Below are 23,288 nucleotides of genomic sequence, written 5' to 3'. Positions count from 1 at the left end.
TCGTAATCGGGATCGTCGAAGCTGGAATCCATGTGCGGTAACGCGGCCTTGTCGGGCTGCAACTTGGCATCGACGCCTTAATCACACCCCAACGCGGACCCTCGTAGTTATGCGGAGGGGTCAAAGTTCCAAAACGCGGCAACCCATTGACCCCTTAAGGGCTTCTATGGCCTAGTCCGCCGTCTTGAGACGGCCGAACCACGAAAACCCAACGATTCCATGACCTCCGAACGCTATAACGCCCGCGACGCCGAACCGCGCTGGCAACGCCTCTGGGACGAGCAGGCGATCTTCGTCTCCAAGAACGGCGATCCGCGGCCGAAATATTACGTGCTCGAGATGTTCCCCTACCCGTCCGGGCGCATCCATATCGGCCATGTCCGGAATTACACGCTCGGTGACGTGCTGGCCCGCTTCATGCGCGCCAAGGGGTTCAACGTGCTGCATCCGATGGGCTGGGACGCCTTCGGCCTGCCGGCCGAGAACGCCGCGATCGAGCGCAAGGTGGCGCCGAAGGCCTGGACCTACGACAACATCGCCGCGATGAAGAAGCAGCTCCGCTCGATCGGGCTGTCGCTGGACTGGTCCAGGGAGATCGCGACCTGCGACCCCTCCTATTACAAGCACCAGCAGAAGATGTTCCTGGATTTCCTGCGCGCAGGGCTTGCCGAGCGCGAGAAGCGCAAGGTGAACTGGGACCCCGTCGACATGACCGTGCTCGCCAACGAGCAGGTGATCGATGGCCGCGGCTGGCGCTCGGGCGCCGTGGTCGAGCAGCGCGAGATGAACCAGTGGGTCTTCAAGATCACGAAGTACTCGCAGGAGCTGCTGTCGGCGCTCGACTGGCTGGACCGCTGGCCCGACAAGGTACGGCTGATGCAGCGCAACTGGATCGGCCGCTCCGAGGGCCTGTTGATCCGCTTCGCGCTGGATGCGGCGACGACGCCGGCCGGCGAGAGCGAGCTGAAGATTTTCACGACGCGGCCGGATACGCTGTTCGGCGCCAAGTTCATGGCGATCTCGGCGGATCATCCGCTGGCGCAGGCCGCCGCCGCAAAGAACCCTGAGCTTGCGGCTTTCGTTGCCGAGATCAAGAAGATCGGCACCGCGCAGGAGATCATCGACACCGCTGAGAAGCAGGGTTTCGACACCGGCATCCGCGCGGTGCACCCGTTCGATCCCTCCTGGAAGCTGCCGGTCTATGTCGCCAATTTCGTGCTGATGGAATACGGCACCGGCGCCATCTTCGGCTGCCCGGCGCACGATCAGCGCGACCTCGACTTCGTCAACAAGTACGCTCTCGGCAACACGCCCGTCGTGTGCCCGGAAGGCCAGGATCCGAAGAGCTTCGTCATCACCGATACCGCCTATGACGGCGACGGCCGCATGATCAATTCGCGCTTCCTCGACGGCATGACCATCGAGCAGGCGAAGGAAGAGGTGGCGAAGCGGCTCGAGACGGAGCTGCGCGGCAACGCGCCGGTCGGCGAGCGCCAGGTGAATTTCCGTCTGCGCGACTGGGGCATTTCGCGCCAGCGCTATTGGGGCTGCCCGATTCCCGTCATTCACTGTCCGAAATGCGACGTGGTGCCGGTGCCGGATGCCGACCTGCCCGTGAAGCTGCCTGACGATGCGACCTTCGACAAGCCGGGCAACGCTCTCGATCATCATCCGACCTGGAAGCACGTCACCTGCCCGCAATGCGGCGGCAAGGCGCAGCGCGAAACCGACACCATGGACACGTTCGTGGACTCGTCCTGGTACTTTGCGCGCTTCACCGATCCCTGGAACGAGGCTTCGCCGACCACGCCTGCGGTCGCCAACCGGATGCTGCCGGTCGACCAATATATCGGCGGCGTCGAGCACGCGATCCTGCATCTGCTCTACAGCCGCTTCTTCACCCGCGCGATGAAAGCGACCGGGCATATCGCGCTGGACGAGCCGTTCGCCGGCATGTTCACGCAAGGCATGGTGGTGCACGAGACCTACCAGAAGGCCGACGGCAGCTATGTGCAGCCGGCCGAGGTGAAGGTCGAGGTCGGCGGCAACGGACGCCGCGCTACGCTTCTGACGACGGGCGAAGACATCGCGATCGGCCCGATCGAGAAGATGTCAAAGTCGAAGAAGAACACGGTCGACCCCGACGACATCATCGAGACCTATGGCGCCGATGTCGCCCGCTGGTTCATGCTGTCGGACTCTCCGCCCGACCGCGACGTGATCTGGAGCGACGAGCGCGTCCAGGGTGCCTCGCGCTTCGTGCAGCGGCTGTGGCGGCTGGTGAACGATGCCGCCACCCTCGGCAAGGCTGCGCCGGCGGCCCGGCCGGCCAGCTTCGGCCCGGACGCCACGGCGTTGCGCAAGGCCGCCCACGGCGCGCTGGACAAGGTCACCGCCGGCATCGAGCGGCTGCACTTCAACGTTTGCCTCGCCCATATCCGCGAATTCACCAATGCCTTCTCGGAGGTGCTCCAGCGCCCCGGCCAGCCCGCCCCGGATCTCGCTCCAGATTTGGCTTGGGCGATCCAGGAGGCCAGCCAGATCCTGGTCCAGCTGTTCTCGCCGATGATGCCGCATCTGGCCGAGGAGTGCTGGCAGGTTCTGGACCAAAAGGGGCTGGTTTCGGAGGCCGATTGGCCGCAAATCGAACGCGATTTGCTGGTTGAAGACAGCGTGACCCTGGTGGTGCAGGTCAACGGCAAGAAGCGGGGTGAGGTCACAGTTGCAACAGCGGCCCAAAATCCGGAAATCGAGGCTGCCGTTTTGGCCCTCGATGCGGTAAAGCTGGCCCTGGACGGCAAGCCCGTCCGCAAGGTGATCATCGTTCCCAAGAGGATCGTGAATGTTGTCGGCTAGGACCCGTATCGCAGCCCGCTTGCTGGCAGTTGCCGCACTGGCGGCGCTGACGGCCGGCTGCTTCCAGCCGATGTATGCCGAGCGCAGCGACGGCACCCCGGGCCTGCGCGAGAAGCTGATGGGGGTCGAGCTGCCCCCGATTAACAAACCCAATGCGTCCCGCGAGGCCCGCGTCGGCGTCGAGATCCGCAACGCGCTGGCCTTCAAGCTTTACGGCACGGCGACGGGCATGCCGCCGACCCACCGGCTCGACATCCGCTTCACCACCAGCCGCTCCTCCCTGATCGTCAGCTCCGCAACGGGATTGCCGACCAGCGAAAATCTCGGCATCGACGCCCAGTACAATCTGGTCGAAGTCGTAACCGGCAAGTCTGTGATGACCGGCTCGACCTTCTCGCGCGTGTCCTATGACATGCCGGGGTCCTATCAGCGTTTCTCGCGCACCCGCGCCGTGCGCGATGCCGAGGATCGCGCCGCCAACGAGATCGCCGAGAACATCACCACCCGGCTCGCCTCGTTCTTCACCGCGGGAACGTAATACGCTTCCGTCATTCCGGGTTCGCCTTCTGACGAGGCATTCCGGAATGACGAGTATCGGACGATATGGTCGCACTGCGCGGAAAAGAGATCGACGCCTTCCTCGCCCGCCCCGATGCGGGCCGTCCGATCATCCTGCTCTACGGTCCCGATGCCGGCCTCGTGCGCGAGCGCGCCGACGCGCTGATCGCGTCCGGCGTCGACGATCCCAACGATCCGTTCTCGCTGGTCAAGCTCGACGGTGACGAGCTCTCCGCCGAGCCGTCGCGCCTGGTCGACGAAGCCATGACGGTGCCGCTGTTCGGCGGCCGACGCGCCATCCGCGTTCGCGCCGGCTCGCGCAGCTTTGCCTCCGGCATCGAGACTCTGGCCGAGATGAACGTGAAGGATTGCCGCATCGTGATCGAGGCCGGCGAGCTCCGTCCGGAATCGCCGCTGCGCAAGACCTGCGAGAAAGCCAAGACCGCCGTGGCGATCGGCTGTTATCCCGACACCGAGCGCGATCTTGCCAAGCTGATGGACGACGAGCTGCGGATCGCGAATTTGCGCATCGCGCCGGACGCCCGCGCGGCGCTGATGTCGTTCCTCGGCGGCGACCGTCAGGCCTCGCGTAACGAGCTGCGCAAGCTGACGCTCTACGCCCATGGCAAGGGCGAGGTCACGCTGGATGACGTCATGGCCGTGGTCGCCGATGCCTCGGAGCTGAAGCTCGATCCGATCGTCGACGGTGCCTTCGCCGGGCGGCCCGACATCGTCGAGACCGAGTTTGCAAAGGCAATGATCGCCGGGACCTATCCCGGCGTGATCATCTCGGCCGCGCAGCGCCAGGCCGCGTGGCTGCACAAATCGGCGCTGGCGATTGCCGACGGCACGCCTGCCTCCGCCGTGCTCGACGGCGGCTTTCCGCGCCTGCATTTTTCACGAAAGCCCGCGGTCGAAACCGCGCTACGCAATTTCAGCCCGGCGCGGCTCGCTGCTGTGATCGAGCAGCTCGCGACCGCCGCGCTCGACACGCGCAAGCAGTCCACCCTCGCCGCCGCCATCGCCCAGCGTGCGCTGATGGCGATCGCCGCGAATGCGAAACGGCGGGGCTAGATCTCCGCTCTCTCCACGTCATTGCGAGCGGAGCTCTCTCCACCCGTCATTGCGAGCCGAGCGAAGCAATCCAGAATCTCCCCGCGGAGGGACTCTGGATTGCTTCGCTGCGCTCGCAATGACGATGTAGTTGCGCACCCACGCACGCCCTGTCGTTCTCGAACGCGGGAACGACGCCGAGGATTTGGTCTACAGCGCGCCCTTGGCCAGCCGCTTCATCACCTCGTCGAGCTGATCGAGGTTGCGGTAGTTGATCTGCACCGAGCCGCCGGGATCGCGGTGATTGACGGTGACCTTGAGGCCGAGCGCGTCGCTGACGCGCTTCTCCAGATCGATCGTGTCGGGATCCTTCTCCTTGCCCCCGCTGGCGCGCGCCTTCTGCGGCTTGCGCTCCGGCACGCCCTCTTCATGCGCAAGCGCCTCGGCCTGGCGGACGTTGAGACCTTCCTCGACGATGCGCTTGGCGGCGGCGAGTGGATCGGGCACGCCGATCAGCGCGCGGGCGTGGCCGGCCGTCAGCTCGCCGGTCGCGATGAAGGCCTGCACCTCCGCCGGCAGCTTGGTCAGCCGCATCATGTTGGCGACGTGACTGCGGCTCTTGCCGACGACCTTGGCGATGTCCTCCTGGCTGCGTTTGAACTCGTTGGCGAGCGCATGATAGCCCTGCGCCTCTTCCATCGGATTGAGGTCCTCGCGCTGCACGTTCTCGACGATCGCGAATTCCAGCGCATCGCTGTCGCTGATGTCGACCGGGACGATCGGCACCTCGTGCAGCCCGGCCATCTGCGAGGCGCGCCAGCGTCGTTCGCCGGCAATGATCTCGAAGCGGTCCTGCGCGCCTTTCACCGGACGCACCACGATCGGCTGGATCACGCCATGCTGCTTGATGGACTCCGAGAGCTCCTTCAGCTCGGTGTCCGAAAAGGTGCGGCGCGGGTTGCGCGGATTGGCCTTGATGAATTCGATCGGCACCTTGCGCTGCGCGCGCGGACGATCGACATGCTGAGCCTCGCCGCCGACGTCGCCGATCAGACTTGCAAGACCCCGGCCCAGTCGCGAACGCGCTTCGTCGGCCATCGCCAGCTCCCTTGGATTCACGGTGCAGCACTCCAGAACTGAATTTCGAATCGTAGGGTGGGTTAGCGAAGCGTAACCCACCTCCTCTGTTTCCACTGAGATAGACCGTGGTGGGTTACGCCTTCGGCTAACCCACCCTACGGCATTGTCAATGCGTGGTGCGCAACTCGCGCTCGCGCTGGATCACTTCGGTGGCGAGGCGCAAGTAAGCTTCACTGCCGACGCATTTGAGGTCGTAGACCAGCACCGGCTTGCCGTAGGACGGCGCTTCCGAGATGCGCACGTTGCGCGGGATCATGGTCTTGTAGACCTTCTCGCCCATGAACTGGCGGACGTCGGCGACGACCTGGTTCGACAGGTTGTTGCGCGAGTCGAACATGGTCAGCACGATGCCGTGGATCGACAGGTTCGGATTGAGTGTCGAGCGCACCTGCTCCACGGTCTGCAACAATTGCGACAGACCTTCGAGCGCGAAGAACTCGCATTGCAGCGGCACCAGGATCGCATCCGAGGCCGCCATCGCGTTGACCGTAAGCAGGTTGAGCGAGGGCGGGCAGTCGATCAGCACGTAGGTGTAGTCGGCGTCCGGCGAGACGTTGTTGTTGAGCGCGCCGATCGCATCGCGCAACTTGAAGGCGCGGCCGGGCGTGGTGCCGAGCTCGAGCTCGAGGCCGGAGAGATCCATGGTCGATGGTGCGATGTGCAGCCGCGGCACCGCGGTCGAGACCACCGCCTCGCGCAAGGCGGCTTCGCCGATCAGCACGTCGTAGGTCGAGCAGGAGCGGTTGCGGCGATCGATGCCGAGGCCGGTCGAGGCGTTGCCCTGAGGATCGAGATCGACGATCAGGACGCGCTCCCCGATCGCCGCGAGCGCCGTGCCCAAGTTGATCGCTGTGGTTGTTTTCCCCACCCCGCCCTTTTGATTCGCCAGCGCGAGGATGCGCGGATGGCCGTGGGGGACCTCGTCGGTCTTTTGGGCCGTCTGTTCTTGCTGCGGTTCGTCAATCACGCTCATCGCAATTCCCCACTCACCCCTTAACGCCTCAGTTGCGCCGTTCGGCGGCATTGAGCTCCACGATCCAGCCGTCGCCCGTGCGGCTTTGGTGGAGCTGCGGCCGAATATTCCAATATTTAGCGGCTTCGGTCAATTCAGCCTCTACATCTTGACCCTTGGGAAACAACGCTTTTGCGCCCTGGCTCATCAGCGGCTCCGCAAAGCCGATGAGTTGATGTAGCGGAGCCAGCGCACGCGCGGTGACGCAATCGACGGGGCCGGTGATTCTATCCACATTATCCCCGATCTCAGCGAGATGTACGACTCCCGGAGATGTGGTGACGCGGATCGCTTCGCGCAAAAAAGCGGCCTTCTTGGCGATTCGCTCGACCAGATGGACGCTCGCGCCAGGCGTGCCGGCCATGACGCAGGCGAGCACGACGCCGGGAAATCCGCCGCCGCTCCCGAGATCAGCCCACCGTTTTGCAGCCGGTGCGAGATCGACGAGCTGGAGCGAGTCAGCGATGTGCCGGGTCCAGAGGTTTGGCAAAGTCGATGGCGCGACGAGATTGGTCTTGGCCTGCCACTCCCGGAGTAGCGCGATGTAGCGATCAAGCCGCTCCTCGGTTTCACGTGAAACGGGAGCGAGCTTCATAGCGGCGGTCTTGTCAGCGGCGATGATCGAATCGAGCACCTTGTCGTTGGCCGCGGCCTTGCTGATCTTCGGGCCGGCCACTCCAGGTTCACTTCGCTGCCCGGCGCCCTCACCCGCTCCGGGTCTTCGCGATGGCGGTCGATCTCCGCCCGATCCGCGCTGTTTCACGTGAAACGCCTATGCGATTGGCTTTATGCGATTGCTTTGGAAGTCTTCCGTGCCTCGCGGCGGAGATAGGCCGCGAGAATGCCGAGCGCCGCCGGCGTCATCCCGTCGATCCGGCCGGCCTGGCCGACGGTGAACGGTCGTGCCTTCTCCAGCTTGGCGCGCACTTCATTGGAGAGACCGGGCACGAGCTGGTAATCGACATCCGCCAGCACCATGCCCTCGTCGCGCCGGAAGGCTTCGACGTCGGCGCTCTGGCGCTCCAGGTAGACGTCGTACTTGGCGTCGATCTCGAGATGGGTCGCGATGAGGGGATCGATGGCCGACAGCTCAGGCCAGATCGCGCGGACCTGGCTCCAGCCGATCTCCGGATAGGCCATCAGCTCGAACGCCGAGCGGCGTTGGCCGTCCCGGTTCAGCGACAGCCCGTGCTTGATGGCTTCGTTCGGGGTGATGGTCAGGGACTTCGACAACGTCCGGGCAGCGTTCAGGGCGTCCATCTTGGCGCGATGATGCCTGATGCGGGCGCTGCCGACACATCCCAAAGCGATCCCTTTCTCGGTGAGACGCTGGTCGGCATTGTCGGCCCGCAGGGTCAGCCGGTACTCGGCCCTGGAGGTGAACATGCGATAGGGCTCGCTGATCCCGCGGGTGACGAGGTCGTCGATCATCACACCGAGATAGCCGTCGGCACGGTCGAACACGGTGAGCGCGGCACCGCTGGCGGAGAGCGCGGCATTCAGGCCGGCGACGATGCCCTGCCCGGCGGCTTCCTCATATCCGGTGGTGCCATTGATCTGCCCGGCCAGGAAGAGACCGCGCAGACGCTTGGTCTGGAGGGTCGGATCGAGCTCGCGGGGATCGATGTGGTCGTATTCGATGGCGTAGCCGGGACGGACCATCCTCACCCGCTCCAGGCCGGGGATGCTGGCGAGGATCGCGAGCTGGACCTCTTCGGGGAGCGAGGTCGAGATGCCGTTGGGATAGACGGTCGTGTCGTCGAGCCCTTCCGGCTCCAGAAAGATCTGGTGACCGTCGCGGTCGCCGAAGCGGACGATCTTGTCCTCGATCGAGGGGCAATAGCGTGGACCGGAGCTCTTGATCTGGCCGGAGTACATCGGGGAGCGATGGACATTGGCCCGGATCACCTCATGGGTCGCGGACGTGGTCCGGGTGATCCCGCACTGGATCTGCGGCGTCGTGATCCGCTCGGTCATCACCGAGAACGGCTCCGGCGGCTCGTCGCCGGGCTGCATCTCGACTGCGGACCAGTCGATCGTGGTGCCGTCGAGACGCGGCGGCGTCCCGGTCTTGAGACGTCCAAGAGTGAAGCCGGCGCGCTCGAAGGAGCTGGAAAGGCCCATCGCAGGCGCCTCGCCGACGCGTCCGGCGGGCCAGTTCTTCTCGCCGAGATGGATGAGACCGCGGAGGAAGGTGCCGGTGGTCACGACAACGGCCCCTGCCCGCAGCTCCCGGCCGTCGGCCAGGCGAAGCCCGGTCACCCGGCCATCGACTACAACCAGCTCGTCGGCTTCGCCATCGATGACGGAAAGACCTTCGGTCTGGCGGATCGCGGCCTGCATCGCCACCGCATAGAGCTTGCGGTCGGCCTGAGCCCGCGGACCGCGGACGGCCGGACCTTTCCGACGATTGAGAACGCGAAACTGAATGCCGCCGGCATCGCCCACACGGCCCATCAGGCCGTCGAGCGCATCGACCTCGCGGACCAGATGCCCTTTGCCGAGCCCGCCGATGGCGGGATTGCAGGACATCGCGCCAACGGTCGAGAAACGGTGCGTTACCAGAGCGGTCGTCGCACCCATCCGGGCAGAAGCAGCCGCGGCCTCACAGCCGGCGTGACCGCCGCCGATGACGATGACGTCGAAGCTCTCTCGCTCTGTTCGCATGGACGGACTTCTAGCTTAGCGGCGAGAAAGCCGGAAGTGGAAACTCGGGGTCACATGTTCCACGTGAAACAGGCGCGGCCCAAGTCGGAAGCACTTTAGCGAAAACAACCCCATGCACAGTAGGAGCTGCATTGATCCGTTATGGTGTTTCACGTGAAACAAGATCGGGGGCTTTTACGGCCCGTGATGTCGTCGTCCTGTTGTCCCGCCATGGGAGCCATCAGTCGGACGCAAGGCAATCGCCACATACCCCGTCATTGCGAGCGCAGCGAAGCAATCCGGAAATCCCTCCGCGGAGACAGTCTGGATTGCTTCGCTGCGCTTCGCAATGACGAGGTTGGCGGCCCCGGCTATCACTTCGACTTTCACCACACTGAAGTATGTCAGATCGCAACGGGACGGCATTGGTCCGCTGGTGCTCGTGCTGTTTCACGTGAAACAACTCGAAACCACTGCGCCGAACTTGCCTCCCCGTTTCACGTGAAACAGAAGAAACGGAACAAGGGCTAGTTCTACAATGAAGGACTAGCCCTACTTTCCAATGCAGAATTTCTGAAAGATGGCGCCGAGGACATCTTCAACGTCCACTCGGCCCAAGAGCCGGCCTAGGGCATAGGCGGCCGCCCGCAGCTCTTCGGCCGCGAGCTCCTCGCCGTGTTCTACAAGGTCCAGACTCCGGCGCAAGCTGTCTGAGGCCCGGCTCAACAATTCGCGCTGGCGCGCCCGGGTCACCATGGCGCCCTCGGTGGTTCCGAAGAACTCCGAAGCGAATTTCACCAGCGCCTCGACCAGCTCAGGCATGCCGTCGCCCCGGCTTGCCGAGATCCCGAACTCGCTCGGCCTGGCTGCTCCGACCCTGCCGAGATCAATCTTGTTGCGCACGATCCAGACCGAGCCGCCGGACGGAACAGCACCGTCCGCCAATGTCCAGCGCGAGCGCATTGTATCCGGATCGACGGCTTGTCCGCCCTCCACCAGCCACAGCACCAGGTCGGCGTCCTCGGCGCGCGCGCGGGCGCGGCGCACGCCTTCCTGCTCGACCGGATCCTCGGTCTCGCGGATGCCAGCGGTGTCGATGACCGTGACGGGATAGCCGTCGAGGTCGAGCTGCACCTCGATGACGTCGCGCGTCGTGCCGGCATGCGGCGAGACGATCGCGACCTCGCGGCGCGCGAGCTGGTTGATCAGCGTCGACTTGCCGACATTCGGCTCGCCGGCGATGGCAACGACAAGGCCCTCGCGCAGCCGTTCAGAATGCCCCTGTGCCGCAAGCACTTCTGTGATTTCGTCGTGAAGCGCTCTGATCGCTTTCATTGCTGGCGCCCTCAGCTCCGCCGGCACGTCGCCTTCATCGGAAAAATCGATGCCGGCCTCGATCAGCGCGGAGGCCTCGATGATGCGCTCGCGCCAGTCGCGCGCGCGGTCGCCGAGCAAGCCCTGTAATTGGCGCAGCGCCTGGCGGCGCTGGCGGTCGGTGTCGGCGTGGATGAGGTCGTCGAGCCCCTCGGCCTCGGTCAGGTCGAGCTTGCCATTCTCGAAGGCGCGGCGCGTGAACTCGCCGGGGTCGGCCGCACGTGTATTCGGGATATCGGAAATTGCAGCGAAGAGCGCCGCGAGCACCGCCCGGCCGCCATGAACGTGAAACTCGGCAACATCCTCGCCGGTGGCGCTGGCCGGTCCTGGAAACCAGAGCACGACCGCATCGTCGATCGGCTGGCCCTCGCCGTCCCGGAGCAGCCGACGGTTCGCCTGTCGCGGCGCCGGCAGCCGGCCCGCAAGCGCCGTCAGCGCCGCGCCGGCTTGCGAGCCGGAGACGCGGACCACGGCGATCGCGCTGGGCGCCCGCCCGGATGACAGCGCGAAAATGGTCTGGTCTCGTGGATGCATAGCCTATTTGTCCGGCTGCGGCCGAAAACGCAAACGTCAGTTTCTCGCGATCGAGAGCAACCGGATTTGCTGCACCAGGTTCTGCAGCAAATCGATTTTGCACCGCAATATAACCGCAGCATTCTGCTGCAGTTGGCCTGATCGCAGGAGGAGGCCGACTAGGGTTTCAAGAATTACTTTTCAATATCAACAGGTTAGTGAGAAACCTAGGTCGAGCACCGGCTGCCGCTCATGCTGCACCTTCGCTGCAGCAAAACCGCAACAAAAAGGGCGCCCGAAGGCGCCCCGGGATTTATTGCAGTGCACTCAGGTGTTCATGGAGTCGAAGAACTCCGAATTGCTCTTGGTCGAGCGCAGCTTGTCGAGCAGGAAGTCGATCGCGTCCATCGTCCCCATCGGATTGAGGATGCGGCGGAGCACGTACATCTTCTTGAGCACCTGCGGATCGGTGATGAGCTCCTCCTTGCGGGTGCCGGAGCGCGAGATATCGATCGCCGGGAAGGTGCGCTTGTCCGAGACCTTGCGGTCCAGGATCAGCTCCGAGTTACCGGTGCCCTTGAACTCTTCGAAGATGACTTCGTCCATGCGGCTGCCGGTATCGACCAGCGCGGTCGCGATGATGGTCAGCGAGCCGCCCTCTTCGATGTTGCGGGCCGCGCCGAAGAAGCGCTTCGGACGCTGCAGCGCGTTGGCGTCGACACCGCCAGTCAGCACCTTGCCGGATGACGGCACCACGGTGTTGTAGGCGCGGCCGAGGCGCGTGATCGAATCGAGCAGGATCACGACGTCGCGGCCGTGCTCGACCAGGCGTTTTGCCTTCTCGATCACCATCTCGGCGACCTGAACGTGGCGCACCGCCGGCTCGTCGAAGGTCGAGGACACGACCTCGCCCTTCACCGAGCGCTGCATGTCCGTGACTTCTTCCGGACGCTCGTCGATCAAGAGCACGATCAAATAGCATTCGGGGTGATTGTGCGTGATCGAATGCGCGATGTTCTGCATCAGCACGGTTTTACCGGTACGCGGCGGTGCCACGATCAAGGCGCGCTGGCCCTTGCCGATGGGCGCGACGATGTCGATCACGCGTGCAGACAGGTCTTTCCGCGTGGGATCGTCGATCTCCATGCGGAAACGCTGATTCGGAAACAGCGGCGTGAGGTTGTCGAAATTGACCTTGTGCTTGGCCTTTTCCGGATCCTCGAAATTGAGCGTGTTGACCTTCAGCAGCGCGAAGTAGCGCTCGCCCTCTTTCGGACTGCGGATGTGACCTTCGATGGTGTCGCCGGTGCGCAGGCCGAAACGGCGGATCTGCGAGGGCGACACGTAGATGTCGTCGGGGCCCGGCAGATAATTCGCGTCGGGCGAGCGGAGAAAGCCGAAGCCGTCGGAGAGAACTTCGACGACGCCCTGGCCGACAATATCGGTCTCGGCGAGCGCCAGCTGCTTGAGGATGGCGAACAGCAGCTCCTGCTTGCGCATGGTGCTGGCATTCTCGACCCCATTCTCCTCCGCGAACGAGACGAGCTCGGCCGGCGTTTTGGACTTGAGGTCTTCGAGTTTGATTTCCCGCATTGGGGTGGTCCTGTGGGGTAACCTGAAAAGAGGGGGTGCGAGGAGGCTCTGAAATGCGGACGCGAGCAGGTGCAGGTAAGGTCCGCAGGTCTGGCAAGGTGAACGCCGGTGAGGCTTCAATCCTGATGCGGGGTCCGGCCTCTGGAAGGCTCGGACACAACCACATCCGCCTGCGTTGGGTGGGATATCGATAATATAGAAAATCGCCTGGCGCTCCGCAAGCCGAAGCGCTGAGCTAATCGCCGCGCGGTCTGCCTAGAACGGCTTCACGATCACCATGATGACGATGAAAATCATCAGGACGGTCGGCACCTCGTTGATTATGCGATAGAATTTCTGACTTCGCGGGCGCTTATCGGCGGCAAAATCCTTGACCCAGCGGGAAAAAAAGCCGTGGACCGCCGAGAGCGCCAGGACCAGTGCCAGTTTTACGTGCAGCCAGCCGAACGAGAACCAATGGCCGGACCAGGCGAGATAGAGCCCGGCGAGCCAGGTGACCATCATCGCGGGGTTGATGATCGCCTTGAGCAGCCGGCGTTCCATCACCTTGAACGTCTCCGACTGCTTCGAGCCGATTTCGGCCTCGCAGTGATAGACGAACAGCCGCGGCAGGTAGAGCATGCCGGCCATCCAGGAGATGACGGCGATCACGTGCAGCGCCTTGATCCAGAGATAGACGTCTTCGAACATTTTCGGGGGTCCGGCTTGCTGCCCAGCGCGGGAACGCTGGGGATAGTAAGAACCCGTTAAGGTCTTACCCCGCACACATATCCCTCTGTAGCGCCTTCCTCAAATCTAGAATCTTAGATTCTTAAGGTTTGAGTCTATGTGACCGTGGATTGGACTCACGCAATTCCGTCCGCGCGTTCACGCGCGCTTGTTCACATCCATCCACATATTCCGGACAGCCTTTGTCGACTTCCGATAAGTCAGCCGGCTTCAAAGGCTTGCGCGATTGTATCGGCAGCTTATCAAGGGACTTGTCCGCGCAATCCCGCTTCCCTCTCGGCGAGGCGTCGGATTTGTCCTGACCGGCAGCGGTGTGAAGAAAATCACGCCTTGTCCCGCCCCTGGTGTCGCACATCCCTTTCCGAGAGGTTAAGCTCCACAGAAATCCACAAACCACCCCAACGAAATTCAAAGGGTTTTTGTGCCGACCTCGAACAATTATTTCCATCTCCACCTGGTCTCGGACTCCACGGGTGAGACGCTCATCACCGTGGCGCGCGCGGTCGCGGCCCAATACGCCAACGTGACGCCGGTCGAGCACGTCTATCCGCTGGTGCGCAGCCAGAAGCAGCTCGACCGCGTGCTTGATGAGATCGAGGAAGCGCCAGGGATCGTGCTGTTCACGCTGCTCGAGAAGGATCTGGTCGCCAGACTCGAGGATAAGTGCAAGCAGATCAATGTTCCGAGCCTGTCGATCATCGGACCGGTGATGCAGCTGTTCGAGGCCTATCTGGGAGCAGCGACCACCGGCCGTGTCGGCGCCCAGCACGTGCTCAACGCGGAATATTTCAAGCGCATCGATGCCTTGAACTACACGATGATCCATGACGACGGTCAGCATGTCGAAGGTCTCGACGAGGCCGACGTGGTACTGGTCGGGGTGTCCCGGACATCGAAGACGCCGACATCGATCTATCTCGCCAATCGCGGCATTCGCACCGCCAACGTGCCGCTGGTGCCGGGCATTCCGGTGCCCCCGCAGTTGGAGACGCTGACGCGGCCGCTGGTGGTCAGCCTGCACGCGACGCCGGAACGCCTGATTCAGATCCGGCAGAACCGTCTGCTGTCCATGGGCGCCGAGTCCAGCAGCGGCAGCGATACCTACACCGACAAGCAGTCGGTCACGGAGGAGGTCGCGTTCGCGCGCAAGCTGAGCGCCAAGCATGACTGGCCGCTGCTGGACGTCACGCGCCGCTCCATCGAGGAAACCGCGGCGGCGATCATGAAGCTGTATAGCGATCGCCAGCGCAACCGGCCGTCCGAGTAAGTGTCGCCGATGAGCCTGTGGCGCGGCAAACGTCCGTTGATCCTGGCCTCGCAAAGCAGCGCGCGCAAAATGCTGCTGGCCAATGCCGGGCTCGCATTCGAGGCTGTCACCGCTGATATCGACGAGCGTGGCATCCAGGCCGCGTCAAAGCTCTCCAACCCGCGCGAGATCGCCCTGCTGCTGGCCCGCGAAAAGGCCAAGGCTGTTTCTGCCTGTTATCCCGGACATTATGTGATCGGCGCCGACCAGACGCTGGCGCTCGGGAGCCGTCTCTTCAACAAGCCGGCAGGCCGCGCCCAGGCGCTGGCGCAATTGCGCGATCTCGCCGGTCGGACGCACGAGCTGAATTCCGCCGTCGCCGTGGCGCAGGATGGCAGGATTCTCTTCGAGGACGTTTCCGTGGCGCGCATGACCATGCGGGGAATGAGCGAAGCCGATCTTTCGGCCTATCTCGACGCCGCGGGCGACGCTGTGACCAGAAGCGTCGGCGCCTATCAGCTCGAGGGCCTCGGCATCCATCTGTTCGAGCGCATCGAGGGCGACCATTTCACCATTCTCGGCCTGCCGCTGCTGCCGCTGCTTGCGTATTTGCGCAGCGAGCAGCTAATTGCGGTGTAGATGCGAGAGAAGGCTGGGTGCTGATGCGAATTCTCGGACTGACCGGCTCGATCGGGATGGGCAAATCCACCACCGCGAAATTGTTCGCGGAGGCCGGCGTCCCCGTCTACGACGCCGATGCCGCCGTGCATCAGCTCTATGAGGGCGAGGCCGCCCCCGCGATCGAGGCCGCTTTCCCCGGCACCACCGCGAATGGCAAGGTCGACCGGCAAAAGCTGTCGGCGCGTGTCGTGCACGATCCCGCCGCGATCAAGCAGCTCGAGCAGATCGTTCATCCCATGCTCGGCGCGTCCCGGCAGAAATTCTTTGCCGACGCCGAGGCCGCCAAGGCGCCGGTCGTGGTGCTGGACATCCCGCTGCTGTTCGAGACCGGCGGCGAGAAGCGGGTCGATGCCGTGGTCGTGGTCTCGACCTCGCCCGAGCTGCAGCGCCAGCGGGTGCTGGCGCGCGGCACGATGGACGAGGCCAAGCTCGATGCCATCATCGCCAAGCAGATGCCGGATGCCGAGAAGCGCAAGCGGGCCGATTTCGTGGTGGATACCTCACACGGACTTGACCCCGTGCGGGCCCAAATCGCGCACATCCTGGCCGAGGTCGTTAAGATGCCGCAGCGGCGGACCTGATTCGCCGCCTCACACGGCTTCCAAGAGACATGCGCGAAATCGTCCTCGACACCGAAACCACCGGCCTCGATCCGCTGCGCGGCGATCGGTTGGTCGAGATCGGCTGCGTCGAGATCTTCAACCGCATGCCGACCGGACAGACGTATCACGTCTACATCAACCCCGAGCGGGACATGCCGGCGGAAGCGTTTGCGGTACACGGATTGTCGTCCGAATTCCTGGCGACCAAGCCGTTGTTTCACGAGGTCGCCGACGATTTTCTGGCGTTCATCGGCGACGCCCCGCTGGTGATCCACAACGCCTCGTTCGACATCGGCTTCATCAATGCCGAGCTCGACCGCATCAAGCGCACCGCGATCCCGCGCGAGCGCCTGGTCGATACGCTGCTGCTGGCGCGTCGCAAGCATCCCGGCGTGTCCAACCGGCTCGACGATCTCTGCTCGCGCTATTCGATCGACAATTCACACCGTACCAAGCACGGCGCGCTGCTGGACGCCGAGCTGCTCGCCGAGGTCTATGTCGATCTGGTCGGAGCGCGGCAGTCGCAGCTGCTGCTGGCCTCGGACGCCGAGGAGATCAGGGTCAATAGCGCCGGCGATGCGCCGCGGCGGCAACGCCCGGTGCCGCTCGCGCCGCGGATTTCCGAAGCCGAGCGCGAGGCTCATCGGGCCTTCATCGCAACGCTCGGCGACAAGGCGATCTGGAACGAGTACCTGCCCGCTCCAGTCGCGCTGGCGGCGGCTCAGGCCTGACCGGCCTGTCCGCCCTGAGCGGCCATTTGCCGCTCCATGTTCTGGCGGTAGAGACCGACGAAGTCGACCGGATCCAGCATCAGCGGCGGGAACCCGCCATCGCGCACCGCCGTCGCAATGATCTCGCGTGCGAACGGGAACAACAGGCGCGGGCACTCGATCATGACCAGCGGGTGCAGGTTCTCCTTGGGCACGTTGACGATCCGGAACACGCCGGCATAGGCGAGCTCGAACGAGAACATCACTTTACCGGCGGTCTCGGCCTTGCCCTCGACCGACAACGTCACCTCGAATTCCTGTTCATTGAGATTGTTGGCGTTGACGTTGATCTGGATGTTGATCTGCGGCGGCTGGCTCTGCGGCTGCAGCGAGCTCGGCGCGTTGGGATTTTCGAACGAGAGGTCCTTGGTGTATTGCGCCAGCACGTTGAGCTGGGGAGCCTGGGCCGCCTCGGGAGGGGTACCGTTACCGTTGGTCATGAAAGTGTCTCCTTACCCGATTGGGGCTGAATTTCGCGGCGGTTGGCTAACATAGGGCCGGCTCGTTCCACAAGGACGAACGGTCCCGGACCGGGAATTCGGGCCGCAATCGCGGCTTTGACGTTCCTCCTGCCTTTTCCGCGAAATTTCGCCTTAAACGATTGAAGATGCGCCATTTCCAGGCAGGATCGGGTTTCCCCTTAAGCATAAAACGCGCTACACTTGGCGCTGTGCCAAAAGGCGCCATTGGCCGGGCCAGATTTCGTGCCTACATCCCACGGACCTGACGTGGACCCAAAATGGTGATGTAGACTTGCCGTTTCCGTAAGGAACGGTCTACTGGCCGGATTGATTTTCCCGGCAACGAGCCCTGCAAAGACCAGAAAGCGAATACGACGTGGACATCTACACCATCATATTCCTGGCGCTGGCCGTCTTCATCTTCTTGCGGCTGCGTAGCGTGCTGGGGCAGCGCACCGGCAACGAGCGGCCGCCGTTCGATCGCACCGCCGCCCGCAACGCGCTCGGAGGCGCCCAGGACAACAACGTCGTGACCATGCCGGGCAAGGTGATCGACCAGGCCCCGCTGGCGCCGACGGCCGAGCCGACCGCGCCGGCCGATCGCTGGAAGGGGCTGACCGAGCCGGGCACGCCGCTGGCGCAGGGTCTCGATGCCATCGTCGAGAAGGATTCCAGCTTCGACCCGCGCCATTTCCTCTCGGGCGCGCGCGGCGCCTACGAGATGATCGTGCTCGCTTTTGCCAATGGCGACCGCCGCGCGCTGCGCGATCTGTTGTCGTCGGACGTCTATGAAAGCTTCGACGCTGCGATCAAGGAACGCGAGAAGAACGAGCAGAAGACCGAGACGCGGTTCGTGTCGATCGACAAGGCCGAGCTCGTCGGCGCCGAGTTGCGCGATCGCAGTGCGCAGCTCACCGTGCGCTTCGTCTCGCAGATGATCTCGGCCACCCGCGACAAGGCCGGCAACATCGTCGACGGCAGCGCCGACACGGTCGCCGACATCACCGATATCTGGACTTTCGCCCGCGACACCTCCTCTCGCGATCCGAACTGGAAGCTGGTTGGCACCGGAAGCGCGAATTAAGATCTTCCTGAAGAACGGCGCGACGGCGCTTTGCGCAGCTGCCGTCGCGCTGTCGTCGTTTTCGCTCGGCGCCGAGGCGGCGCGGCGTCACCATCGCAGCCACCACCATCTGCCGCGAACGCCTGCCGCTCCGCCGCGGGCCTTGCCCTATCCGCAGCTCTCCCTGCCGTTCGAAATTCCCGGCGCGCAATATCTGCCGCTGGCCTGGGCGGACGTGAAGGGGTGGGGCGACGACAATCATCTCGCCGCGTACAAGACCTTCCGCGCCAGCTGCAAGCCGATCAATGCGCAGAACGGCGAAGCCAAGGCCGAGCCCAAAGCTTTGGGCACATCGCTGGGTGAGCCCTGCCGCGTCGCTAAAACGCTCGATCTCGCCGACGACGGCAAAGCGAAGACCTTCTTCGAGGAGAATTTCACGCCGCTGCGGATCTCGCGGCTCGGCGAGCCCGAAGGCTTCGTCACCGGCTATTACGAGCCGGTGCTGGAGGGGTCGCGCACGCAGTCCGATGTCTACAACGTGCCGGTCTATCGCCGTCCCTCGAACTTGTTTGTGCGCGGCTACAAGCAGGATGCGCTCAGCCTGCCCAACAAGGGCCCGGTCTATCGCAAGATCGGCCGCCGCAAGCTGGTGCCCTATTACGACCGCGGCGAGATCGAGGACGGCAAGATCGCCGGCCGGGGGCTCGAGATCGCCTGGCTGAAGGATCCGACCGATCTGTTGTTCGCGCAGATCCAGGGCTCGGCCCGCATCAAGTTCGACGACGGCAGCTCGGTTCGACTCAATTACGACGCCTATAACGGCTATCCCTACACGGCGGTCGGTCGCATCCTGATCGAGCGCGGCATCATCCCGAGAGAGGAGATGTCGATGCAGAAGATCAGGGAGTGGATGGCGCAGAACCCCGACGGCGCCAAGGAGCTGCGCCGCGCGAACCGCGCCTACATCTTCTTCCGCGAGGTCAACCTCTCCGACAAGGAGGAGGCAGTCGGCGCGCAAGGCATTCCCTTGACCGCGGGGCGCTCCATCGCCGTCGACAAATCGCTGCATGTCTACGGCACGCCGTTCTTCATCGAGGGCGAGCTTCCGATCGAGTCAGAACGCGCCAAGACGCCGTTCCGCCGGCTGATGATCGCGCAGGACACCGGCTCTGCCATCATCGGGCCAGCACGGGCCGATCTGTTTTTCGGCGCCGGCGCGGATGCCGGCCGTGTCTCCGGCCGGCTGCGCCACCCCATGCAATTCGTGATGCTGGTGCCGAAGAGCCTCGATCCCGCCCCGCGCGCCGCGAAGCTGCCAATCCCGGACCCAAGGCCCGCCGAGAAGATCGCAAAGCTGTTTCCGCAGACCGATCCGGCAAAGACCGGCACGCCCGTCGCCGCGGCGGCGCAAGGCAAGACCGAAACAGTCGCCGTCGCCGGCCCGGTTCCGCTGCCGGTGCCGCGTCCCGCGATCGAGCCTGCCCCTGAGCCGCGCCGTCCGGCAAAGAATCGTCCTCATCGCCCGCAATGAAACGGCCGTCCCGTCCGCCCGTGCTGGAGCCTCGCCCCTCGCCGCGCCGTCGCGCGCTGAGCGAGGAGGAGCGCGAGCTGTGGGATCTCGTCGCAAAGCATGTCAAGCCGCTGCGGAAGCATCGCGCGGCCAAGGCGCATGCTACCCCGCGCGCCGAATCTTCGCCCGGGTCCCAGGTGACGAGGACTTCGCCACCGTCAAGGCCGGTTGCCGCTGCACCGGCGCCGCGCGCTGCAAAGCCGTCGATTCCGCCGCTAGCGCCGCTCGGCAAGCGCGAGCGAACCAAGCTGTCGCGCGGCCGCAGCGAGATCGAGGCACGGCTCGATCTGCACGGCATGACCCAGATGCGCGCCCATCGCGCGCTGGCCGGCTTCCTGCACCGCGCCCATCAGGACGGCCTCACCTTCGTGCTCGTCATCACCGGCAAGGGACGCAGTGGCGGCGAAAGCGGCGTGCTCCGCCGCCAAGTGCCGGAATGGCTCAGCCTGCCGGAATTCCGCGCCTTCGTGGTCGGCTTCGAGGAAGCCGCGATCGGCCACGGCGGCGAGGGGGCGCTGTATGTGCGGATCAGGCGGGCGAGAGGGTAGCAGTCTCGGCGCATGCGGCTTCCCTTGCCTCTCCCGCTTGCTGGAGAGGCCGACGCGCGAAGCGCGGCGGGTGAGGGCTCTTTCCTCTTGGGGAATCGCTCTGCGGAGACACCCTCTCCCCAACCCTCCCCCGCAAGCGCAGGGCAATCGCATATAACTTGTGGCGGCGGTCTGCGCGCACGGCTCGTCCTTCGAGACGGCGCTGACGCGCCTCCTCAGGATGAGGCTAATCGGCGTCAGTGCCCGTTGAAACTGCCACCGCGCACTCCGACCTCATCCTGAGGAGCCCGCCTCAAGCGGGCGTCTCGAAGGATGGCCGCAGGGAAAATCTCAAATGCGATAGCCCTGCCCGCAAGCGGGTGAGGGAGCTCACCTTCTCTGAGGCTGGGTCTACCTCTAAAACGGTCGGATGATTCCGACGCGTGGGATCAGCGTGAGGATCAGACCGAAAATGTTGGTCTTGCGATCCTCCGCCGGGATCAGCGCTGCTTCCTGCTTGGCCGGCAGCATCTTCACCGCGTGCAGGATCAGGAACATGCAGACCGCCCAGTTCGAGATCCAGCGTGAATAGTCGAACACCATCGCGAACATCACGAGATAGGTGACACTGATGCCGACCAGTGCTGCGATGACGAGCCGCTTGTGCAGATCGCTGGCGAGCGCGCCGATCAGGCTGGCAAAGAAGCGCCACAGCGGCGCGTGCAGCCAGATCAGAGCTGCGAACACGGGCACGCCGAGGATGTTGTGCGGCAGGCGGCCCCAGGTGTCGGCAACCTCCTTCGCCAGCGGCTGGTACCAGATGTAGGCGAATTGCAAGAGGTCGATGCGCGCAGGATCGGCCATCCGGCTTTTGAGATAGGCGACGAAGTCCGCTTCGGGGACCGGCATCGTTCCCAGAAACTGCGCGGCGAAGAACAGCGCGGAGACAATGGCGAGAGCGACCCCGCCGAAGACAACATTGCTGCGGTCACAACCGTAAGCAAGGTAATGCCGGATCACGACGATGGTGATGATCGTCGGCACGTACATCAAGAGATGAATGTGGTGGATCAGCACGAGAACGATCGAGAACAGCGCAGCCATGGCCACGAAGACCAGCGAGCCCGCCGGCATCAGCAGCAGGATGATCGCCAGCGCGCAGCCATAGATGTCGAAATGGCCGAGCGTGTGCATGAAGTTCTTGAGGAAGAACGGCGAGCCCGCGGTGAAGACGAACAGAGGCAGCGTTTTCGCAGAGAAGCCGAACGTGTTCTGGAAGAGCCTGGCATAGAGGCCCAGCGTTGCAAGCCACGTCGCCCCGCCGAGCGCGAACACTGGCCATACCGGCACCTTGTCGGTGAACAGCGCGACGATTGCCCCGATCAGCGCGCGCTTGATGAAGCCGAAATGATAGTCGACCAGGAGATGGATGTAGGGGACGTAAGGCGGCAGCTGGATCTTGTGAATGAGCACGCCGACGATGACCGCCGCGTTGATCGCGAGCAGGAGCCGCCAGGGATTTTGCAGGATGCGTACGGTCACGCCGCATCAATAGCGTGACCGCTCCGAATCACAAAATGAAGCGGCTCAGATCCGCATTCTTGGCGAGGTCGCCGATGTGCTTTTGCACGTAATCCGCATCGAGCCGGACCGTCTCGCCGTTGCGGTCGGGGGCGGTGAAGGAGATCTCGTCCAGCACCCGCTCCATCACGGTCTGCAGCCGCCGGGCGCCGATGTTCTCGACCGTTGAATTGACGGCAACCGCAATGTCGGCCAGCGCATCGATGGCGCTGTCGGTGATGTCGAGCGTCACGCCTTCGGTCTGCATCAGGGCGACATATTGCTTGATCAGCGAGGCCTCGGGCTCGGTCAGGATGCGGCGCATGTCGTCGCGGGTCAGCGCCTGCAATTCGACCCGGATCGGCAGGCGGCCCTGCAATTCCGGCAAGAGGTCGGACGGCTTGGCGACATGGAAGGCGCCGGAGGCGATGAAGAGGATGTGGTCGGTCTTGACCGCGCCGTGCTTGGTCGAGACCGTGGTGCCTTCGATCAGCGGCAGGAGATCGCGCTGCACGCCCTCGCGCGAGACGTCGCCGCCGACGCGGCCGTCGCGGGCGCAGATCTTGTCGATCTCGTCGAGGAACACGATGCCGTTGTTCTCGACCGCGCTGATCGCCTCCAGCGTCAGCTGCTCGGTGTCCAAGAGCTTGTCGGATTCCTCGTTGACGAGGATCTCGTGCGAGCTCTCTACCGTCAGCCGGCGCGTCTTGCTGCGGCCGCCGAGCTTGCCGAAGATGTCGCCGAGCGAGATCGCGCCCATCTGAGCGCCCGGCATGCCGGGGATCTCGAACATCGGCATGCCGCCGCCCGACGACTGCGTCTCGATCTCGATTTCCTTGTCGTTCAGTTCGCCGGCGCGCAGCTTCTTGCGGAAGGATTCGCGCGTCGCCGAGCTCGCATTGGCGCCGACCAGCGCATCGAGCACGCGCTCCTCGGCGGCAAGCTGGGCGCGCGCCTGCACATCCTTGCGCTTCCGCTCGCGCACTTGCGCGATTGCGACCTCGACGAGATCGCGGATGATCTGCTCGACGTCGCGGCCGACATAGCCGACCTCGGTGAACTTGGTCGCTTCGACCTTCAGGAACGGCGCATTCGCGAGCTTGGCGAGCCGCCGCGCGATTTCCGTCTTGCCGACGCCGGTGGGGCCGATCATCAGGATGTTCTTCGGCAACACCTCCTCGCGCAAGGAGCCGGTGAGCTGCTGCCGGCGCCAGCGGTTGCGCAGCGCGATCGAGACGGCGCGCTTGGCGTCGCCCTGGCCGACGATGAAACGGTCGAGTTCGGAAACGATTTCGCGGGGGGAGAAGTCTGTCATGTCTGATTAGCTAGGGCGG

The 23,288-nt window shown here is 64.2% G+C and carries 20 protein-coding genes; 10 read left to right on the top strand and 10 right to left on the bottom strand.

Translation table 11 applies throughout. From position 1 onward, the window contains the following. Window positions 1-219 precede the first annotated feature (219 nt). From leuS to holA, 3 genes are all read left to right on the top strand, one after another. Window positions 220-2,856 carry a leucine--tRNA ligase gene (gene leuS, locus I6F28_RS28400; protein WP_225142268.1) on the top strand — a complete coding sequence of 879 codons (2,637 nt, stop codon included), beginning with the start codon at window positions 220-222 and terminating at the stop codon, window positions 2,854-2,856. Next, window positions 2,843-3,394 carry an LPS assembly lipoprotein LptE gene (lptE, locus tag I6F28_RS28395; RefSeq protein ID WP_036003091.1) on the top strand — a complete coding sequence of 184 codons (552 nt, stop codon included), beginning with the start codon at window positions 2,843-2,845 and terminating at the stop codon, window positions 3,392-3,394. Before leuS ends, lptE begins: the two co-directional genes overlap by 14 nt. A gap of 65 nt (window positions 3,395-3,459) precedes the next feature. Then, window positions 3,460-4,488 (top strand): DNA polymerase III subunit delta, encoded by a 1,029-nt coding sequence (gene holA, locus I6F28_RS28390; protein WP_036024285.1) that lies wholly within the window; start codon window positions 3,460-3,462, stop codon window positions 4,486-4,488. Between the two features lie 189 nt (window positions 4,489-4,677). Here the strand turns inward: holA and I6F28_RS28385 are convergent, their stop codons facing one another. From I6F28_RS28385 to hemJ, 7 genes are all read right to left on the bottom strand, one after another. Continuing rightward, a complete protein-coding gene (locus I6F28_RS28385) occupies window positions 4,678-5,565 on the bottom strand; it encodes a ParB/RepB/Spo0J family partition protein (RefSeq protein WP_036024286.1) in 888 nt (295 codons plus the stop codon). 148 nt (window positions 5,566-5,713) lie between these two features. Further along, entirely contained in the window at window positions 5,714-6,580 is an 867-nt protein-coding gene (locus tag I6F28_RS28380; protein WP_025033064.1) for a ParA family protein, read from the bottom strand. Window positions 6,581-6,608: 28 nt separating this feature from the next. Next, complete coding sequence (rsmG, locus tag I6F28_RS28375; RefSeq protein ID WP_463671678.1) at window positions 6,609-7,382, bottom strand: 16S rRNA (guanine(527)-N(7))-methyltransferase RsmG; 774 nt, start codon at window positions 7,380-7,382, stop codon at window positions 6,609-6,611. A gap of 23 nt (window positions 7,383-7,405) precedes the next feature. Beyond that, window positions 7,406-9,286 (bottom strand): tRNA uridine-5-carboxymethylaminomethyl(34) synthesis enzyme MnmG, encoded by a 1,881-nt coding sequence (gene mnmG / locus I6F28_RS28370; protein ID WP_225142267.1) that lies wholly within the window; start codon window positions 9,284-9,286, stop codon window positions 7,406-7,408. 531 nt (window positions 9,287-9,817) lie between these two features. Continuing rightward, entirely contained in the window at window positions 9,818-11,173 is a 1,356-nt protein-coding gene (gene mnmE, locus I6F28_RS28365) for a tRNA uridine-5-carboxymethylaminomethyl(34) synthesis GTPase MnmE (protein WP_225142266.1), read from the bottom strand. 306 nt (window positions 11,174-11,479) lie between these two features. Further along, window positions 11,480-12,745 carry a transcription termination factor Rho gene (gene rho / locus I6F28_RS28360; protein WP_008133567.1) on the bottom strand — a complete coding sequence of 422 codons (1,266 nt, stop codon included), beginning with the start codon at window positions 12,743-12,745 and terminating at the stop codon, window positions 11,480-11,482. 255 nt (window positions 12,746-13,000) lie between these two features. Continuing rightward, window positions 13,001-13,435 (bottom strand): protoporphyrinogen oxidase HemJ, encoded by a 435-nt coding sequence (hemJ, locus tag I6F28_RS28355; protein ID WP_225113153.1) that lies wholly within the window; start codon window positions 13,433-13,435, stop codon window positions 13,001-13,003. 460 nt (window positions 13,436-13,895) lie between these two features. Here hemJ and I6F28_RS28350 point away from each other — a divergent pair, with 460 nt between their 5' ends. Genes I6F28_RS28350 through dnaQ form a run of 4 tightly spaced genes read left to right on the top strand, consistent with a single transcriptional unit; the run spans window position 13,896 to window position 16,734 of the window. Beyond that, on the top strand, window positions 13,896-14,741 hold the full coding sequence (locus tag I6F28_RS28350; RefSeq protein ID WP_036003121.1) for a pyruvate, water dikinase regulatory protein: 846 nt from the start codon (window positions 13,896-13,898) through the stop codon (window positions 14,739-14,741). Window positions 14,742-14,750: 9 nt separating this feature from the next. Then, a complete protein-coding gene (locus I6F28_RS28345; protein ID WP_225142265.1) occupies window positions 14,751-15,359 on the top strand; it encodes a Maf family nucleotide pyrophosphatase in 609 nt (202 codons plus the stop codon). A 23-nt stretch (window positions 15,360-15,382) separates the two neighbouring features. Continuing rightward, window positions 15,383-15,982, top strand: coding sequence for a dephospho-CoA kinase (coaE, locus tag I6F28_RS28340; RefSeq protein ID WP_109141967.1), 600 nt, complete (start codon window positions 15,383-15,385; stop codon window positions 15,980-15,982). Between the two features lie 29 nt (window positions 15,983-16,011). Next, window positions 16,012-16,734, top strand: a complete 723-nt coding sequence (dnaQ, locus tag I6F28_RS28335) for a DNA polymerase III subunit epsilon (RefSeq protein ID WP_109141966.1) — start codon at window positions 16,012-16,014, stop codon at window positions 16,732-16,734. Here dnaQ and secB read toward each other — a convergent pair. Beyond that, a complete protein-coding gene (gene secB, locus I6F28_RS28330; RefSeq protein WP_109141965.1) occupies window positions 16,725-17,213 on the bottom strand; it encodes a protein-export chaperone SecB in 489 nt (162 codons plus the stop codon). The two genes, dnaQ and secB, sit on opposite strands and share 10 nt — an antisense overlap. A 397-nt stretch (window positions 17,214-17,610) precedes the next feature. On the opposite strand from secB, the gene I6F28_RS28325 reads away from it, so the two are divergent. Genes I6F28_RS28325 through I6F28_RS28315 form a run of 3 tightly spaced genes read left to right on the top strand, consistent with a single transcriptional unit; the run spans window position 17,611 to window position 20,415 of the window. Beyond that, window positions 17,611-18,318 carry a Tim44/TimA family putative adaptor protein gene (locus I6F28_RS28325; protein WP_225142264.1) on the top strand — a complete coding sequence of 236 codons (708 nt, stop codon included), beginning with the start codon at window positions 17,611-17,613 and terminating at the stop codon, window positions 18,316-18,318. Beyond that, window positions 18,296-19,828: a murein transglycosylase A gene (gene mltA, locus I6F28_RS28320; protein WP_225142263.1), complete on the top strand. Its 1,533-nt coding sequence runs from the start codon at window positions 18,296-18,298 to the stop codon at window positions 19,826-19,828. The genes I6F28_RS28325 and mltA overlap by 23 nt, the downstream gene beginning before the upstream one ends. Continuing rightward, a complete protein-coding gene (locus tag I6F28_RS28315; protein ID WP_036003140.1) occupies window positions 19,825-20,415 on the top strand; it encodes a Smr/MutS family protein in 591 nt (196 codons plus the stop codon). Before mltA ends, I6F28_RS28315 begins: the two co-directional genes overlap by 4 nt. Before the next feature lie 396 nt (window positions 20,416-20,811). Here the strand turns inward: I6F28_RS28315 and I6F28_RS28310 are convergent, their stop codons facing one another. Together I6F28_RS28310 and hslU are read right to left on the bottom strand one after the other, a co-directional pair. Beyond that, entirely contained in the window at window positions 20,812-21,936 is a 1,125-nt protein-coding gene (locus I6F28_RS28310; RefSeq protein WP_225142262.1) for a hypothetical protein, read from the bottom strand. Window positions 21,937-21,964: 28 nt separating this feature from the next. Further along, the gene (hslU, locus tag I6F28_RS28305) at window positions 21,965-23,269 is read right to left on the bottom strand and encodes an ATP-dependent protease ATPase subunit HslU (protein ID WP_036003145.1); all 1,305 of its coding nucleotides are present in this window, start codon (window positions 23,267-23,269) and stop codon (window positions 21,965-21,967) included. Window positions 23,270-23,288: the final 19 nt, after the last annotated feature.

The sequence above is a fragment of the Bradyrhizobium sp. NBAIM14 genome (assembly GCF_020193895.1).
GTDB lineage: Bacteria > Pseudomonadota > Alphaproteobacteria > Rhizobiales > Xanthobacteraceae > Bradyrhizobium > Bradyrhizobium yuanmingense.
The sequence above is the reverse complement of the archived record's forward strand: the minus strand, read 5'-3'. Positions and strand labels throughout refer to the sequence as shown.

What these genes read in the sequence shown, in the direction of transcription:
- leuS (WP_225142268.1), top strand. Translation starts at nt 220, where the DNA reads ATGACCTCCGAACGCTATAACGCCCGCGACGCCGAACCGCGCTGGCAA.
- lptE (WP_036003091.1), top strand. Translation starts at nt 2,843, where the DNA reads ATGTTGTCGGCTAGGACCCGTATCGCAGCCCGCTTGCTGGCAGTTGCC.
- holA (WP_036024285.1), top strand. Translation starts at nt 3,460, where the DNA reads ATGGTCGCACTGCGCGGAAAAGAGATCGACGCCTTCCTCGCCCGCCCC.
- I6F28_RS28385 (WP_036024286.1), bottom strand. Translation starts at nt 5,565, where the DNA reads ATGGCCGACGAAGCGCGTTCGCGACTGGGCCGGGGTCTTGCAAGTCTG.
- I6F28_RS28380 (WP_025033064.1), bottom strand. Translation starts at nt 6,580, where the DNA reads ATGAGCGTGATTGACGAACCGCAGCAAGAACAGACGGCCCAAAAGACC.
- mnmG (WP_225142267.1), bottom strand. Translation starts at nt 9,286, where the DNA reads ATGCGAACAGAGCGAGAGAGCTTCGACGTCATCGTCATCGGCGGCGGT.
- mnmE (WP_225142266.1), bottom strand. Translation starts at nt 11,173, where the DNA reads ATGCATCCACGAGACCAGACCATTTTCGCGCTGTCATCCGGGCGGGCG.
- rho (WP_008133567.1), bottom strand. Translation starts at nt 12,745, where the DNA reads ATGCGGGAAATCAAACTCGAAGACCTCAAGTCCAAAACGCCGGCCGAG.
- hemJ (WP_225113153.1), bottom strand. Translation starts at nt 13,435, where the DNA reads ATGTTCGAAGACGTCTATCTCTGGATCAAGGCGCTGCACGTGATCGCC.
- I6F28_RS28345 (WP_225142265.1), top strand. Translation starts at nt 14,751, where the DNA reads ATGAGCCTGTGGCGCGGCAAACGTCCGTTGATCCTGGCCTCGCAAAGC.
- coaE (WP_109141967.1), top strand. Translation starts at nt 15,383, where the DNA reads ATGCGAATTCTCGGACTGACCGGCTCGATCGGGATGGGCAAATCCACC.
- dnaQ (WP_109141966.1), top strand. Translation starts at nt 16,012, where the DNA reads ATGCGCGAAATCGTCCTCGACACCGAAACCACCGGCCTCGATCCGCTG.
- secB (WP_109141965.1), bottom strand. Translation starts at nt 17,213, where the DNA reads ATGACCAACGGTAACGGTACCCCTCCCGAGGCGGCCCAGGCTCCCCAG.
- I6F28_RS28315 (WP_036003140.1), top strand. Translation starts at nt 19,825, where the DNA reads ATGAAACGGCCGTCCCGTCCGCCCGTGCTGGAGCCTCGCCCCTCGCCG.
- hslU (WP_036003145.1), bottom strand. Translation starts at nt 23,269, where the DNA reads ATGACAGACTTCTCCCCCCGCGAAATCGTTTCCGAACTCGACCGTTTC.